This is a genomic window from Cohnella cellulosilytica (genome assembly GCF_042431195.1).
Taxonomy (GTDB): domain Bacteria; phylum Bacillota; class Bacilli; order Paenibacillales; family Paenibacillaceae; genus Cohnella; species Cohnella cellulosilytica.
Genome location: NZ_JBHMDN010000055.1, coordinates 113197 through 128418, shown reverse-complemented (window position 1 = coordinate 128418; position 15222 = coordinate 113197). Strand labels below are relative to the sequence as shown.

General features: G+C 54.2%; 12 protein-coding genes. 5 read left to right on the top strand and 7 right to left on the bottom strand.

From position 1 onward, the window contains the following. Nucleotides 1-180 precede the first annotated feature (180 nt). The 3 genes from ACFFT4_RS28820 to ACFFT4_RS28810 all read left to right on the top strand — a co-directional run bounded on the left by ACFFT4_RS28820 (nt 181) and on the right by ACFFT4_RS28810 (nt 5485). Nucleotides 181-2760 (top strand): LuxR C-terminal-related transcriptional regulator, encoded by a 2580-nt coding sequence (locus ACFFT4_RS28820; protein WP_378052570.1) that lies wholly within the window; start codon nt 181-183, stop codon nt 2758-2760. 75 nt (nt 2761-2835) lie between these two features. Beyond that, nucleotides 2836-4233 carry a SpoVR family protein gene (locus ACFFT4_RS28815; protein WP_378052824.1) on the top strand — a complete coding sequence of 466 codons (1398 nt, stop codon included), beginning with the start codon at nt 2836-2838 and terminating at the stop codon, nt 4231-4233. 373 nt (nt 4234-4606) lie between these two features. Then, the gene (locus tag ACFFT4_RS28810) at nt 4607-5485 is read left to right on the top strand and encodes an SDR family oxidoreductase (RefSeq protein ID WP_378052569.1); all 879 of its coding nucleotides are present in this window, start codon (nt 4607-4609) and stop codon (nt 5483-5485) included. Between the two features lie 76 nt (nt 5486-5561). Here ACFFT4_RS28810 and ACFFT4_RS28805 read toward each other — a convergent pair whose 3' ends face one another. The 6 genes from ACFFT4_RS28805 to ACFFT4_RS28780 form a co-directional block, all read right to left on the bottom strand. Further along, the gene (locus ACFFT4_RS28805; RefSeq protein ID WP_378052568.1) at nt 5562-6908 is read right to left on the bottom strand and encodes an MATE family efflux transporter; all 1347 of its coding nucleotides are present in this window, start codon (nt 6906-6908) and stop codon (nt 5562-5564) included. Between the two features lie 94 nt (nt 6909-7002). After that, nucleotides 7003-7776, bottom strand: coding sequence for a class I SAM-dependent methyltransferase (locus tag ACFFT4_RS28800; RefSeq protein WP_378052566.1), 774 nt, complete (start codon nt 7774-7776; stop codon nt 7003-7005). Nucleotides 7777-8017: 241 nt separating this feature from the next. Further along, entirely contained in the window at nt 8018-8413 is a 396-nt protein-coding gene (locus tag ACFFT4_RS28795) for a LytTR family transcriptional regulator DNA-binding domain-containing protein (RefSeq protein WP_378052565.1), read from the bottom strand. Nucleotides 8414-8445: 32 nt separating this feature from the next. Beyond that, nucleotides 8446-8574 carry a cyclic lactone autoinducer peptide gene (locus ACFFT4_RS28790; protein ID WP_378052563.1) on the bottom strand — a complete coding sequence of 43 codons (129 nt, stop codon included), beginning with the start codon at nt 8572-8574 and terminating at the stop codon, nt 8446-8448. Next, nucleotides 8571-9098, bottom strand: a complete 528-nt coding sequence (locus tag ACFFT4_RS28785; RefSeq protein ID WP_378052562.1) for an accessory gene regulator ArgB-like protein — start codon at nt 9096-9098, stop codon at nt 8571-8573. The genes ACFFT4_RS28790 and ACFFT4_RS28785 overlap by 4 nt, the downstream gene beginning before the upstream one ends. Beyond that, nucleotides 9091-9753: a hypothetical protein gene (locus tag ACFFT4_RS28780; RefSeq protein ID WP_378052561.1), complete on the bottom strand. Its 663-nt coding sequence runs from the start codon at nt 9751-9753 to the stop codon at nt 9091-9093. The genes ACFFT4_RS28785 and ACFFT4_RS28780 overlap by 8 nt, the downstream gene beginning before the upstream one ends. Before the next feature lie 727 nt (nt 9754-10480). Here ACFFT4_RS28780 and ACFFT4_RS28775 point away from each other — a divergent pair. Next, nucleotides 10481-11299 carry a sensor histidine kinase gene (locus tag ACFFT4_RS28775; protein WP_378052559.1) on the top strand — a complete coding sequence of 273 codons (819 nt, stop codon included), beginning with the start codon at nt 10481-10483 and terminating at the stop codon, nt 11297-11299. Between the two features lie 146 nt (nt 11300-11445). Continuing rightward, entirely contained in the window at nt 11446-12981 is a 1536-nt protein-coding gene (locus ACFFT4_RS28770; protein ID WP_378052557.1) for a glycosyl hydrolase family 18 protein, read from the top strand. A 193-nt stretch (nt 12982-13174) separates the two neighbouring features. On the opposite strand, the gene ACFFT4_RS28765 is transcribed toward ACFFT4_RS28770, so the two are convergent. Continuing rightward, nucleotides 13175-15070 (bottom strand): ATP-dependent protease PrkA, encoded by a 1896-nt coding sequence (locus ACFFT4_RS28765; protein ID WP_378052556.1) that lies wholly within the window; start codon nt 15068-15070, stop codon nt 13175-13177. Nucleotides 15071-15222: the final 152 nt, after the last annotated feature.

Below are 15222 nucleotides of genomic sequence, written 5' to 3'. Positions count from 1 at the left end.
CCTGGATTCTATCTTTCGCGTCGAACGCTGGCATATTTTAGTATAAAACAACAATCACTCCCGCTCTATTCCCTCCAGGGGGTATTTATTTCAAACTCGTTATACCCCCTTCTTTCTTTCCAAGCGTTCTTTGTTTTGATATATTTAACCGTATAAATCCAAATAAAGGGAAGATGCGACATGAACCGACTCGCCCCGCTCTCCGGTCAAGTCCCCCCTCTGTTCCGGTCGAAATGGAGCCTGCCCGCTCCGCTGGCCCGGCCGTTCCGCCGGGAGCGGCTGCACCAGCGGCTTCAGACGAGCTGGGAGCGCAAGTTGACCGTCCTTGCCGCCCCGCCCGGATACGGCAAAACTTCGCTGCTGCGCATGTGGACCGCCGAACAGCCGCATCCGGTCGGCTGGCTGCGGCTAGACGCCTCCGACAACGAGCTGCGGCGGTTTCTGCTGTACTTCGTCCGGGCGTGCCCGCTGCCGCCGGGCGGCGAAGGCGCGGACGCCTGCGCGGAGTGGCTGCGGAACGCGGAGCCCGACCGGCTGGCCGCCGACCTCGAAGCGTTCGCCGCGCAATGGATCGGCGAGCTGGAACGAAACGAGGCGCCGTTCATGATCGTTCTCGACAGCTTCGAAACGATTCGCCATCCCAATATTTTGCGTTTCCTGACCTTGTTCCTGCGATTCGGTCCGCTGCAGGCGCACCTCGTTCTGGCGGGCAGAGCGGTGCCCGGCATCGCGCATCCGCGCCAGGAGGAGGGCGGAACCGCGCTGATTCCGGCCGAGGAGCTGGCGCTGACCGATGCGGAGTTGGCGGCCTACGTTCACAGCCAATGCGCCGCCCGCCTCTCCAGGCCGGAGCTGGCCGAGCTGGCGGTGCACACGCAGGGCTGGTTCGTCGGCGCGAACGCCTACCTGCCGCTCGTCCGCGAGCGGCGCCGCATCGGCGGCGATCCCGCTGGCCATAGCCGGGCCGAGCAGGATGCGGCGGCTTATTTCCGCAGCCTGCTGACCGATGCCGGACAACCGTTCCTGACGCGGACGCTCGTCCGGCTTGCGGCGGCGGACGGACCGATAGACGACACGCTGGCCGGAGCGCTGACGGCCGACGTCGATGCCGCTCCGACGCCGGCCGGGCTGGCGCGCCAAGGCTGGTTTCTGTTCCCGCTCCCCGACGATCCCGGGCGCTGGGCCTTCCATCCGATGTTCGCGTCTTACCTGCGGCGGGAACTGCGAGCCGCCGAACCGCAAGTCTATACCGCGCTGCAGCGGATCAACACCGAGCATGCCGAACGGGAAGGCCGCTATATCCGCGCGGCGGAATACGCTCTGGCCGGCGGAGAGCGGGAGCTGGCAGCCGACCTTCTGCTTCGCTATACGCACGAAGTGCTGCGGGAGGGCCGGATGATTCCGCTGCTCGAGCGGTTTACGGAAGATGAGCTGCAAGCCAGGCCGGCGCTGCTCTTCCTGTACGCCCATTCGCTCATTTATGCGCGCCGAATCCATGCCGCCGAGCATGCCGTCGAACGGCTTGCCGCGATTCTCGCGGACGCTCCGAACACTGTACTCCCCTCCACAGGAGAGCCTCTTGCCGGATACTGCTCGGCGCTTCGCTCCATGCTTCATTTTTCCCAAGGGGAGACGGAGGCGGGCATCGCCTATATGGAACAGACGGCGCGCCAGCTGAACGGACCGGGTAGGCTGCATCGCCATTCGCTTTATTTTCACCCTTATACCGCCTCCCTGCTCCGAGGCAAACTCGCGCATTACGGCGTGCTGAGATCGGCGCTGGCCACGTTCGAATACTGCCTGCCGCGCTGGGGGCTCCGGGACGCCAGCTACGCCGTCATCCGGATCGGATTGGGAGAATGTCTCTACGAGCAGGGCCGGCTGGAGCCGGCGGTGGAGCATCTGCGGCAAGGATTGGCGCTGGGACTCGATCTGAACGATCCGGGATTGTTCGTGCCGGCCTATCTCGCATGGGCGCAGCTCAAATGGCGCCAAGGAGAGAAGGAGGCCGCCTGGACGGCGCTGCGGGAAGCGCGCTCCCAGCTCGTCCGGCGCGAGCTGGGGGCAAGATTGCCCGTCGTCGACGCCTGCGAGGTCAAGCTGCGGATAAGGGAGCAGGATGTCCGCCGCGTCCGTGCATGGCTGCGCGCGTCCCCGCTCGCGGAGGTCTCTTCCATTCCCGGCGATAGAATGTACGAAGCGTTCGCCTTGCTGCGCGCCTACCTGTTTCTCGGCAAGCTGGCGGATGCGTTGGCGCTGGCGGAAAAGCTGCTGCACATCGCGCAGGAGACGAACCATCCGCGGGACCTGATCGAGGTGCATCTGCTGGGCGCGCTTATCTGCCGTAGGCAGGGCAACGTCGAACGGGCGCTCGATAAGCTGGACAAGGCGTTGAACCACGCCCTGGCGCAAGGATATGTTCAGATGATCGCGGACGAAGGAGCGGCGCTGGCGGAGCTGCTGGAGCAATACCGCAAAAGCTCCCGGGCAAAGGAAAATGCGGCGCTGGCGAAATTCGCGGACAGCCTGCTGAAAGCCGTTCCGAGAGACGAATTGCCCGACTCCGGACCGGCCCCGGCGATATCCGCCGCGCTGACGCATCAGGAAAAACGCGTTTTCCAGCTGCTAGTCACAGGCGCATCCAATCGGGCGATCGCGGATTCGCTGTCGATCTCCGTCGAAACCGTCAAAAAGCACTGCCGCCACATCTACCGCAAGCTGGGCGTCGTCAACCGCAAGCAGGCCGTCCGGCAAATGTAGCACACTCCCGCCGGTTCCCACATATACATAGGGTGGTGAAATCTTTGTTCAGGACTGGGGGCTTGGCTTGATATGATGCGCGAAGAGGAACAGCTGGAGCTGGAGACGGCAATCGCGGACATTACGCAAATCGCGGAAGGATTCGGTCTCGATTTCTACCCGATGCGTTACGAGATCTGTCCGGCGGACATCATCTATACGTTCGGCGCTTACGGGATGCCGACGCGGTTCAGCCACTGGAGCTTCGGCAAGACGTTTAATCGGATGAAAATGCAATACGACCTCGGGCTCAGCAAAATTTACGAGCTCGTCATCAACTCCAATCCCTGCTACGCTTTTCTGCTGGACGGCAATTCCCTGGTGCAGAACAAGCTGATCGTCGCCCACGTGCTCGCCCACTGCGACTTCTTCAAGAATAATGCCCGTTTCTCGGTCTCCAACCGCAATATGGTCGAGAGCATGTCCGCCGCCGCGGAGCGCATCAGCGGATACGAGATCGAATACGGCGCCGCGGAGGTCGAACGGTTCCTCGATGCGGTCATGGCGGTTCAGGAGCATGTCGACCCCGTCATTCGCAAGCCGTACGGCCTCGACCGGAAGCATTACATGGAGTCGCAGCAGCGCCGCGAGAAGAAGGAACGGTCCGCCCGCCCCTCCTCTCCCTATGACGACTTGTGGGACCTCGAGAGCTACGAAGCCGACGGGCAGGATCCGGAGAGCCGGGAGGACGACGATCCCAAGCGTTTTCCGGTCAACCCGGAGAAGGACATCGTCTGGTTTATCCAGCAGTTTTCCCCCGTGCTCGAGGACTGGCAGCGCGACATTATGAGCATCATCCGCGAGGAGATGCTGTACTTCTGGCCGCAGATCGAGACGAAAATTATGAACGAAGGCTGGGCCTCGTATTGGCACCAGAGAATTATGCGGGAGCTGCCGCTGACAAGCGAGGAAGCGGTCGAATACGCCAAGCTCAATTCGTCGGTCGTCCAGCCCTCCAAGCATTCGCTTAACCCCTACTATCTCGGGCTTAAAATTTTCGAAGACATCGAGAAGCGGTTCGACCGGGAGAAAATATTCGAGGTGCGCGAGCTCGATTCCGACGCCTCCTTCCTGCGCAACTATTTGACGAAGGAGCTGACGGAGGAACTGGATTTGTACATTTTCGAAAAAAAGGGGCAGGAGTGGAAAATTACCGACAAAGGCTGGGAGAACGTCCGCGACCAGCTCGTCTTCTCCCGCGTGAACGGCGGCTTCCCTTATCTGGAGGTGACGGATGCGGATTATCAGCGCAGCGGCGAGCTGTACGTCACCCATCAGTACGAGGGCACCGAGCTCGATCTGAAATACGTCGAACGGACGCTTCCCTATCTCGTCGCGCTGTGGGGTAAAAACGTTCATCTGGAAACGTTCTGCGACGACAAAAAAGTGCTGTTCACCTGCGACGGCAAGAAGACGACCCGGCGAAGCGCTTGAGGATTCCGGACAGTTCCGCGAGCAAGTCCTTTCGTTTGGGCAAAAGGGGCTTTCCCGTAAGACATTAGAGGCTCAACTCTATAAAATGATCCATTTAATTCCATGGGGATATATCTCCTTCCGCAGCTGATACGGCCATGAAATCAGGAATTGTTTAACCCGTGACAGGGTAATTTCATGACCGTATGAGGCAGGCGCTTCGCTCTACAGGAGATATATCCCCATTCTTTTTTGATCATTTTAGTTGTCCCGGCTTACGAGACAGTCTCTTTCCGCGCGCGTACAGAAAACAAGCGGAAATGCTCCTTTGTGCGTAAAGTTCGCGAAATTGGTTAAATCTACAATAAGGACATCATGACAAAGGAGCGATTCCATGAGCCCAACGACAGATACGCCGCAACGTCCAGCTTCCTTCCCGCCGCAGCATCAGAATACGCAGCCCGGCATCGAGCAAAATATGAACCCTATACCGGAATCCGAATCTCCCGTCTATAAGCCGGCCGGCAAGCTGACCGGCAAAGTCGCGCTCGTGACCGGCGGCGACAGCGGGATCGGGCGGGCGGTTTCCATTATTTACGCAAAAGAAGGCGCGGACGTTGCCGTCCTCTATTTGAACGAAGACGTCGACGCCCAGGAAACGAAGCGTCAGGTGGAGGCCGAGGGACGGCGCTGTCACCTGATCAGAGGGGATATCGGCAACGCCGCTTTCTGCAAGCAGGCGATCGAACAGGTCGTCGGCGAACTCGGCCGTTTGGACATCCTGGTCAACAACGCCGCCGAGCAGCATCCGCAGGACAAGATCGAGCAGATTACTCCCGAACAGCTCGAGAGAACGTTTCGCACGAACGTGTTCGCCATGTTTTATTTGACCCAGGCGGCCATGCCGCATTTATCGTCCGGATCGTCGATTATCAACACCGCTTCGATTACGGCCTATCGCGGCAGTCCGACGCTGCTCGACTATTCCGCGACCAAAGGCGCGATCGTCTCCTTCACGCGTGCGCTTTCCCAGAACGTCGTCGGACAAGGCATCCGCGTAAATGCGGTCGCGCCCGGTCCGATCTGGACGCCGCTCATCCCGTCGACGTTCGACGCCCAGAAGGTGTCGCAATTCGGCGCCGATACGCCGATGAAGCGCGCCGGTCAGCCGGACGAGCTGGCTCCCGCTTACGTCTACCTCGCCAGCGAGGATTCGTCGTACGTGGCCGGCCAAGTGCTGCACGTCAACGGCGGAGAAGTCGTTAACGGATAACGCGAAGCAAAAAGGAGCTGCCCCCGGCCGATCATCCCGGCTGCGGAGCAACTCCTTTTTTGGTTCATAAATGCGATTACGCGTGCGCTTCCTTCAGCTTCACCGAATTGAAGTCCGTTCGATAATACCGAATCATGACCGCCAGTCCTAACGCGACCAGGAACGAGTACAGCGCAAGCCACGCGCCCATGCTTCCCCATTCGAACACCGTGACGAACAGATAAGTGAGCGGAATAAACATGCCAATGCTGAGCACGAACGAGGCTCGCATCAGGAACGTCGTGTCCCCGATACCGCGCAGGCCGCCCGCGTAGAAATTGTAGAAGCCGTCGAAAATTTGCAGGTAAGCCGACACCTGGATCAGATGCGCGGCCAGCTCGTACACGCCCGGATCGGTGCTGTACAGCTTCGCGATTGGAACGGCCCAGATCAGCTCGACCGTTCCGAGCAGCAGCAGGAAGATCGCCCCGAGTATCGCCGTATTCGTCCCCGCCTTCTTCGCCCTGTCCGGCCTTCGTTCCCCGATGCCTTGACCGACGAGTATCGTCGCCGTCGAACCGAAAGCGAACGCGGGCATAAAGCCGAAGGACATGACGCTAAGCGCCACTTCGTTGGCCGCAGCCGCCATATCCCCGAGCGTCAGAACGAACATGGTGAAAATGTACATGGACACGCTCATCGAGAATTCCTGCAGGCCCAGCTTGCCGCTCTCCTGGGAGATCAGCCTCAGCTCTTTCCAATCCGGATTTTGCAGCTTCCTCGTCTGGTAACGCTTATGCATCGGTCCCCAGAACACGATCAAGCAGATAAGCAGTTGAACCGCCTCGCCGATAAGCAGCGCATATCCAGCTCCGATAATCCCCATATCCGGCAAACCCCAGTGTCCGTAGGTCAGGCCGTAGGTCAGACCGACCATCAGCACGTTCGCCGCGATGGACACGATCATCGAGGTCCGAGTATCTCCGACACCTCTGAAAAAACCATGAAACACGAAGCTGATAATGCCGAACGCCATCGCGTAGAAGCGCAGCTCCAGGTATTCCCCCCCGGTGGCGACAAGCTCGGCCGAACCGCCGGTCAGCTTCAGCACCGCCCCGCTGCCCACCCAACCGGCAAGAGCGATAAACAAGGCCACGCCAAGGCTCACGACCAAGGCCAAATACATGCGCTGCATGCCTTTGCGCATTTCTCCCGCGCCGACATTCTGGGCGACAAGGTAATTAATCGAATGTCCGATCCCCGAGAAGATCGCGAACACGTTATACATAATAATATTGGAAACCCCGACAACGGCAATGACCACAAAGCCGAGATCGCCGACCAGTATCAAGTTAATCGTACCGGTTAACGTCTGCGTGGCAAATGCAAATAAAGATGGGAGCGCCAGCACGAGAATGCCGTACCAGCTTTTAAGCAGCTTCATGAGGTCTATACCTTCCCCGGAAAAGATGGATTCAATCTCCCCATTCTGCCGGAGAACCCGATTCTAGTCAATAGCGGAATTTGAGGTTTATCGATCAAATTTTGACCGCAAAGATACGTATTCTCCGATAGTCCGCCGTCCACTGGACGCCGTCGTACAGCTCGTCCTTTAATCTCTCCGCCGTATCGGCGATCCATTGCTTCGTCTCGTCGGCTTCTCCGGTCGGAAACAGCGCCGTACCGAACATCTCAAGCCACTCGCGCATTCCGGCTTCCCCGTTCTCAAGCTTGGTCGGCCGATCCAGCAGAAGCCCCGTCCGCACCTCCATCCCGTGCTTCTCCAACAGAGCAGCATACTCCCCGATGGTGGGAAAATACCAAGGCATCGCGAACCGATCCTCCGCTCCCGCCTCTTGCAGCGTCCTGCGTGTCGCCGATACGATCCGCTGCACGTTTCCTTTTCCACCGAACTCCGCAACCAATCGTCCTCCCGGCTTAAGACCGGACAAGAAGCTGCGCACGGCCGCTTCGGGCTCCGTCATCCAATGCAGCGCCGCATTGCTGAAGACGGCGTCGTACTCAAAATCCGCGCGCCAGCCCGTGCCGTCTACGCAGCGGAATTCCAGGTCCGGATATTTCTTTCGAGCTCTTTCGACCATTTCCGGGGAAATATCGAGTCCGTATACGCTCGCCCCCTGCCTCGCGATTGCCGCCGCCAAATCTCCCGTTCCGCATCCGAAATCGACTACCGTCTCCCCTTTAACCGGCTTCAGCCATTCGATTAAATCCTGTCCGTACCTCGACACGAAGCTCATCGCCTCATCGTAATCTTCCGCCTGCCAATGAATCTTTTGCTTTGCTTCCGTCATTCGGCTTCACACTCCTTTTCGTTACACCAGTTATATCACTCCTCCGTTGATTGGAGAAATATATAGTTTTTATATACACAATAGGAACCGCCTATGAGCGAAAAACCCAAACTCCTGCGGCCTCGCTCGATTCCTCGCTTCCAAGGCCCAGCGCATTCCTCATTCCCGCTTCAGTCGATCAACACGAAGAAAACCAAACCTCGGCGGTTTGGCTTCTGTTTCCTTGCGGCTGTTATGCAGTTCACTTTTTCCAGAACAACGACGGCCTTAAGATAGACTTTGTCTGATAACTGGTACCCTCTTCTTTAGCCAGATGCTGCACCTTGTTCACATTCGCTTCCGAAACGGTAGCAAACTTGCTGTCACTGGTCCACGGCTGCTCAAAGTAAACCTTCCGAGCCTTTGGATCAAAAGCCTTTACATGGTTCATGTTCACAATGTTCGTTCGATCCAGACGCTCAAAGCCCAGATCTTTAAACAGGATGAGCAGTTCTTCAAGCGTGGTGGGATAGAAATACATGTTATCCTTCGTATAGAACTCAGGACCATCCGACGTAGGCTTGATCGCAATCAAATCCTCGACATTAACAACGCATGGATTCCCATCGCGATCTAGCAAGTGGATTTGGTTAGACATGAAATCCTCCCCTTTCAAGCTTCTACTTAAACTCAATTGCCGCTCTTCAATTCTTCCGGGATTTCCGGACGGTGATAAAGTATCCAAGATGCCGTACTCACAAATGCGACTGCAACAAGAACAAGAATTTTTGAGACCCCAATTGCCACTTTACGTTTCATTTGATCACCTCCTTCTTAAGTTTTACCGTTGAAGCGGCTTGAAAGAGAAAAACCAATGCAACAGTGGAACTATTTATCAAAAAATTACTCGCAATAATCAAAGCAGAGATTAATTTCAAAATAGGAAAATACTTTTTGGGAATTCTTGCGTGCCCCTCAATATTAGAAGGAGCAAAGATAACGATCAGCAGCAAGCTTATTATATTAACAAGAAAAATAAACGGATCCGAAAGTATTAAATGCGGTGCTATTGATATTAATGTAATGGATAACAACGAACAGTGCAATGCTTCTCGTAAATGTAGTCCCCCCGAAAAAAATCTTAATACCGCGAAGGCGCCGACTGCCATCATTGTTTGCCAGAAAGAGTTTGTTACCAGACCAATGATTCCGATCACTGAAATTGTAATTGCTGCATTTATAATGGCTTCTAAAGAAAACTTTAATACGGCTACGCTTGCAGTACGTTCCGGTTCAGCCCTCTTAATGGCCTCAGCAATCCTAAGAGCCCACGTTTCAACCATGGTTGGTCCCATCTCTCTTAATAGATATGAATATCAAAGCAATTAATGATAGGATTAAAATGATAGAAACCAGCAAATATGGAGGATTCTTGGAAAAGACAAATAAAATCGTTGCAAAGAATATCACTACAACCGAAAGCGATAGAAAAAGAATAAACAAGCGATTTGATTTTACAAATATTTTACTGCGTACTAATCTGCTGCTCTGAGAAATAAAACTAAATCCTCCGTTTTGTCGATGAGTAAATACTCCTAGAATAAACATAATAAACGCCGAAGAGGCTTGCATGATATAAGCATTGGCAGTATATGGATCGATCTCTTCCAAACCCGAGAAATGAAGAGTCAATCCAGAGATTGTCCATTGAACAATGAAATTAATTACATATCCGGTAATTACCATGATGGAAGAATTGAAGAAATGAACTCTGAGAAAAAATGCGACAAACAATATCATGAGACCCGCCTGTACAACTGGAGAAATAGCCCTTAATGATTCGGTTTGCAAAGTATTAGAGACGAAACTGAGTACAACAGAGAACACCGCAAACTTTAATAAATTCTCTTTTATGTCAAAGCGAAATAAAACAAGCATAAAGTAAATAAAGGCAATATATTCAAGAAATGAAAAGAATAGAAAACTAGCGAAAATCATTTTAAGACTTTCCTCCGTCCAGAAATCATTGATGTAAAGGTCCTGATTCTATTTTATCATTTTTCATAGGAAACGCATCCACAATTTTCGTTTCTGGAACACTTGAAAATCTATAAATCAACATTTTACAAGTTTTCCATGGTATAAAAGAGATATGAAAATTGACACCTTAATTTAAGAGGGGACTCCTGCGTTTATGGACGACTTGATATATTTCATAAAACTTGATCTGCTGGTAGCCCAGCCTCAAGCTTTCGTATACTGGTTGTTTTGTTTTTCATTTCTGGATAGACAGCCGCCCAAGCTGCTTAGTCGTTTGCTGTTGCTCACGTTTATTCACTCGATCTATACAGATTTTTTCGTTCTGTTTCTTCCGCTGCCGATTCATCTTGTAAACTCCGTTCTCGCGGCTACCGTTTTGACGTTTGCTATTTTCAGAGAAATAAGTGTAAAGCATAAAATCTATCTCTTATTTTTTGCGTTTTTTTTGAGTATTCTATTGGACTTTATTTTGATTTCAATTATTACTCAAGTTTACGGGAACCTCTCCCATCAAAACATGCTCAGAGAAAACTTAGGTCAAATGATCTCTATTCTTTATCCTATTTTGATTGTTTTGTTGATTTTATCTTGGTTCATTCGAAAAAGGAATCTCTTCTCGCTTAAAAGATTCTTCCGTTTCATTATGGAAGGGGATAAAAGCACGTTAACCAAGGTAATTTCGCTAATGCTGGTGCAGTTTTTCCTTTTGGCCGTCATCCAGCTTATCCAGACCACTCCCGACAAAGACAATGTCGTTCTTAACTCAATATTATTCAACCTGGCTGCACTCCTCAGCTTACTAGTCCTTGTATCGATCATCCGCCTGCTCGTCCGGACAAGAGAGCAGGCCGCAAGAACGACGCAGGAGGTGTATATCGACGATATTAACGATATGTTTACGTCGATCCGCGGGCAGAGGCACGATTTTCTTAATCATGTTCAGGTGATCCACACGATGGTGCAAATGGGTAAAATGGACCAGTTAAAGAATTACGTGGCGGATTTGGTCAAGGAGACCCGGGATGTGAGCGACATCGTTCACCATTCGTCTCCGGCGCTCGCGGCTTTCATTCAAGCGAAGACGGCCGTCTCGATCGGCAAAGGCATCGATTTTGCGTACGAGCTGCCCGACAGATGGGACTCCGGCGAAACGGCGGTTAAGGTGATCGATATTATTAAAATTATGGGCAACCTCGTGGACAACGCGTTCGACGAAGCGATGAGCCTTCCCCCCAGCGAGCGGAGCGTCTTCGCTTCCATTCGTTCTCTGGAGGACGGATCGATCGAGCTTCAAGTGTCCAACCGCGGCCGCGCCATAACGAAGAACGATCAACAGCATATTTTCCAACCGGGATATACGACGAAAGGCGAGGGGCATAGCGGATTGGGGCTTGCCATCGTCCAGGAGAGAGTGAAACATTACAAGGGATCGCTGGACCTGACGTCCGACGAGAAGGAGGGGCTGACCGTATTCAAAGTTTGCCTTCCGGACGCGAACGTGTGAAGCAGCCTAGCTACATATACGCTCAACCTTTTTCCATCCAATATTTTGACATTTACGAGACTCCTTCCAACCGGGAAAATAGATAGAAACGCTGCATTTCTATCGGATCACGCCATATGGCGCCGCCGATTGGGAGGAACATTCTAGTGAATCGACATCGAACTTTATTCCGCGTTGCTCTGCTGATCATTATTTTGGCCGTACAGCTGCTTCCAATGCCGCCTGGAAACGCCGGCAACGAAATTCAAGTTACATACAACGGTAAGGAAATCGAGTTTTCAGCGAGTCCCTTCATCAGGAACGGCGTTACGTACGTTCAGGCCCGTCCTCTGTTGAACGCCGTCGGATGGCAGGTGCAATGGCTGGACAAGACCAGGTTCAAGCTGTTCCGTTCGGACGCTGTCGTTGATATGGAGGTTGGAAAAACGGGAGCGGCTCTCAATGGAAATAAAATGTCGCTCTCCGACGCTCCGATTCTCTCGAATTCGACGTTGTTTCTTCCCGTGCGTTCCGTCTCTGCTCTATTAGGTCTGCAAGTCGGTTGGTCCGCTGCCGCAAACACGGTCGCTTTGACCGGTCCGGGCGTAACGCCGGCGATTTCCCCCTATCGGATCGTGGCTTATTTTCCGTATTGGGCTTCCTATCAGAAGCTCGGCTTGGCGAGTTTGGCCGTATCCGGAATTACCCACGTCAACTACGCGTTCGCCAACATTCAGAGCGGCGAAGTCGTTATGGGCGACGCCTCGACGGATCGCGCCAATTTCGCCGAACTGCAGCGGATCAAGAAAATCAATCCGTCGTTTAAGGCTTTGATCAGCGTAGGCGGCTGGAACTGGTCCGGCCTCTTCTCCGACGTCGCCCTGACCGCCGCATCGAGAACCAAGTTCGCGGCAAGCGCGGTGCGATTCATTCGGGAGCACGGATTCGACGGCGTCGATCTCGATTGGGAATACCCGGTGGCCGGAGGCTTGTCCTCGAATCGAACGCGGCCGGAGGATAAGCGCAACTTTACTTTGCTGCTGAAGGAGCTTCGGGAAAAACTGGACGAAGCGCAGAAAAAAGACGGCACCCGCTACCTCCTCACCATTGCCGCGGGAGCTTCTTCAAGCTATATCGCCAACACGGAGATGGACAAGGCAGCGACCCTTGTCGATTGGATCAACCTGATGACGTACGATTATCACGGAAGCTGGGAGAAGACCGCCAACCATCATGCCCCCTTGTACTCCGATCCGAAGCGACCCGCAACTTCCGGTGCGAGCGCGAACGATACGGTTAACGCCTTTCTGAAAGCGGGCGTTCCCGCGAACAAGCTTGTATTGGGCATCCCTTTGTACGGAAGAGGCTGGACCGGATGCGAGGCGTCCGGGAACGGACTGGGGCAGTCTTGCAGCGGCTTGTCCGGAGGCGTAAACTCCGCGGGCGTTCACGAGTACGGAAATTTGGAGAAGCAAGGCTGGATCGACGGCAACGGCTTTGTGCGGTACTGGGACGACGTCGCCAAAGTGCCATGGCTGTACCGGAAGACGACCGGGACCTTCGTCACCTACGAAGATCCCGAATCGCTCGCTTACAAAACCGGCTATATTAAAGCCAAAGGACTTGGAGGCGCCGTCGCCTGGGAGATCAGCCAAGACTTCAACGGCACGTTGCTGAAAAAACTGATCCAGGCTCTGAAGTGACGGTCCAGCAGACCGTTAATCAGCCGCAACCCGCCCAACGCCAACATTTAACGGTCCATCGGAACGCTATCCGGCCACCATCGGCCCCGTTCGAACATTTAACGATCCAGCAGACCGTTAATCAGCCGCAGCCTGCCCAGCGCCATCATTTAACGGTCCAACAGACCGTTAATCGAGCGCCTATCCCTGCGCCTCAGCGGTTCAGCAGGCTGCCGACATACCGCAGCAGCTCGTTGGCGCATACCGGGCAATAGCCGTGCTCGTCGATGAGCCGCTTCGTCACTTCGTTGATGCGCTTGAGCTGGCTCTCGTCGGGCGTCTTCGTCGAGGTCGTGATTTTCACGATGTCCTTGAGATCGGTGAACAGCTTCTTCTCGATCGCCTCGCGGAGCCGGTCGTGCATGCTGTAGTCGAATTTCTTGCCCTTGCGGGAATACGCCGACAGCCGAATGAGAATTTCCTCGCGGAACGCCTTCTTCGCGTTCTCCGATACGCCGATCTGCTCCTCGATCGAGCGCATCAGCCTCTCGTCCGGGTCCATCTCTTCGCCGGTCAGCGGGTCTTTGATCTTCGACCAATTGCAGTACGCTTCGATATTGTCCAGATAGTTCTCGAACAGCGTGCGGGCGGATTCCTCGAACGAATAGACGAACGCCTTCTGAATTTCCTTTTTGGCCAGGTTGTCGTACTCCTTGCGCGCGACGGAGATGTAGTTTAGATACTTCTCCCGTTCCTCCTTGGTGATCGACGGATGCTGGTCAAGCCCTTCCTTCAGCGCCCGCAGGACGTCGAGAGCGTTAATGCACGGCAGATCGTGCTTGATCAGCGCGCTGGAGATCCGGTTGATCACGTAGCGCGGATCGATGCCGGACATGCCCTCCTCGGTGAATTCGTTCTGCATCTCCTTCAGATCGGCTTCCTTGTAGCCTTCCACCTCTTCGCCGTCGTACATCCGCATTTTCTTGATCAGATCCATCCCCTGCTTCTTCGATTCCTTGAGACGGGTCAGAATCGAGAAAATCGCCGCGGCCCGCAGCGCATGCGGCGCGATATGGATATGGCTCATGTCGGATTGGCCGATCAGCTTCTTGTAAATCTTCTCTTCCTCGGACACCTTCAGATTGTACGGAATCGGCATCACGATCATCCGCGACTGCAGCGCCTCGTTCTTCTTGTTGGCGATAAACGCTTTGTACTCCGATTCATTCGTATGCGCAACGATCATCTCGTCCGCGCTGATCAACGCGAACCTGCCGGCCTTGAAGTTGCCCTCCTGCGTCAGAGAGAGCAAATTCCACAGAAATTTCTCGTCGCACTTGAGCATTTCCTGGAACTCCATCAAGCCCCGGTTGGCTTTGTTCAGCTCTCCGTCGAAACGGTAAGCCCGCGGATCGGATTCCGAGCCGTATTCCGTAATCGTCGAGAAGTCGATGCTTCCGGTCAAATCGGCGATGTCCTGGGATTTCGGATCGGAAGGGCTGAACGTGCCGATGCCGACGCGGTTTTTCTCGGAGATGAGCACGCGCTCGATCGGGACCTTCTCGATGTCGCCGTTAAATTCCGTCTTCAGCCTCATCTGGCAGGACGGACACAGGTCCCCTTCGATCCGCACGCCCAGTTCCTTCTCGATTTCCGGCCGCAGCTCTTCCGGAATCAGGTGCAGAGGGTCCTCCTGCATCGGACAGCCCTTAATCGCGTAGACGGCTCCCCTCGGCGTCCGGGAATACTGTTCGAGCCCTTTCTTAAGCAGCGTTACGATCGTCGATTTGCCCCCGCTGACGGGTCCCATGAGCAGCAAAATTCTTTTACGCACGTCAAGTCTTCTTGCGGCGGAGTGAAAATATTCCTCCACCAGCTTTTCCATCGTCTGATCCAACCCGAAAATCTCGGAATTGAAAAACTTATATTTTTTGCTTCCGCCCGATTCTTCCACCCCGTGGGACACGATCATATCGTAAACCCGGGCGTGAGCGGTCATCGCCGGAGAATTGTCGCGGCGAAGAATGTCGATGTAATCCCGAAAGGTCCCCGACCAGCCTAGCTTCTCACTCTCGGCCCGATACTCTGAGATCCGACTGAAGATGTCCATGCCGCTTCCTCCTCGCAGCTTTCTCTACTCTGAACTTGACGTAATCTAATCTTATGCGGGGAGCAGGACGAATTTGACCTGACATTCGGTGTCATGGCCAAATGCCCATGTCCCATATGCTATAATGGCGATAAATCGCAATTACGCAACCT

Bases quoted from the DNA above. Each gene is read 5' to 3' on its own strand.
- ACFFT4_RS28765 (WP_378052556.1), bottom strand. From the start codon at position 15,070: ATGGACATCTTCAGTCGGATCTCAGAGTATCGGGCCGAGAGTGAGAAG.
- ACFFT4_RS28780 (WP_378052561.1), bottom strand. From the start codon at position 9,753: ATGATTTTCGCTAGTTTTCTATTCTTTTCATTTCTTGAATATATTGCC.
- ACFFT4_RS28800 (WP_378052566.1), bottom strand. From the start codon at position 7,776: ATGACGGAAGCAAAGCAAAAGATTCATTGGCAGGCGGAAGATTACGAT.
- ACFFT4_RS28795 (WP_378052565.1), bottom strand. From the start codon at position 8,413: ATGTCTAACCAAATCCACTTGCTAGATCGCGATGGGAATCCATGCGTT.
- ACFFT4_RS28820 (WP_378052570.1), top strand. From the start codon at position 181: ATGAACCGACTCGCCCCGCTCTCCGGTCAAGTCCCCCCTCTGTTCCGG.
- ACFFT4_RS28815 (WP_378052824.1), top strand. From the start codon at position 2,836: ATGCGCGAAGAGGAACAGCTGGAGCTGGAGACGGCAATCGCGGACATT.
- ACFFT4_RS28775 (WP_378052559.1), top strand. From the start codon at position 10,481: ATGCTGGTGCAGTTTTTCCTTTTGGCCGTCATCCAGCTTATCCAGACC.
- ACFFT4_RS28805 (WP_378052568.1), bottom strand. From the start codon at position 6,908: ATGAAGCTGCTTAAAAGCTGGTACGGCATTCTCGTGCTGGCGCTCCCA.
- ACFFT4_RS28790 (WP_378052563.1), bottom strand. From the start codon at position 8,574: ATGAAACGTAAAGTGGCAATTGGGGTCTCAAAAATTCTTGTTCTTGTT.
- ACFFT4_RS28785 (WP_378052562.1), bottom strand. From the start codon at position 9,098: ATGGTTGAAACGTGGGCTCTTAGGATTGCTGAGGCCATTAAGAGGGCT.
- ACFFT4_RS28810 (WP_378052569.1), top strand. From the start codon at position 4,607: ATGAGCCCAACGACAGATACGCCGCAACGTCCAGCTTCCTTCCCGCCG.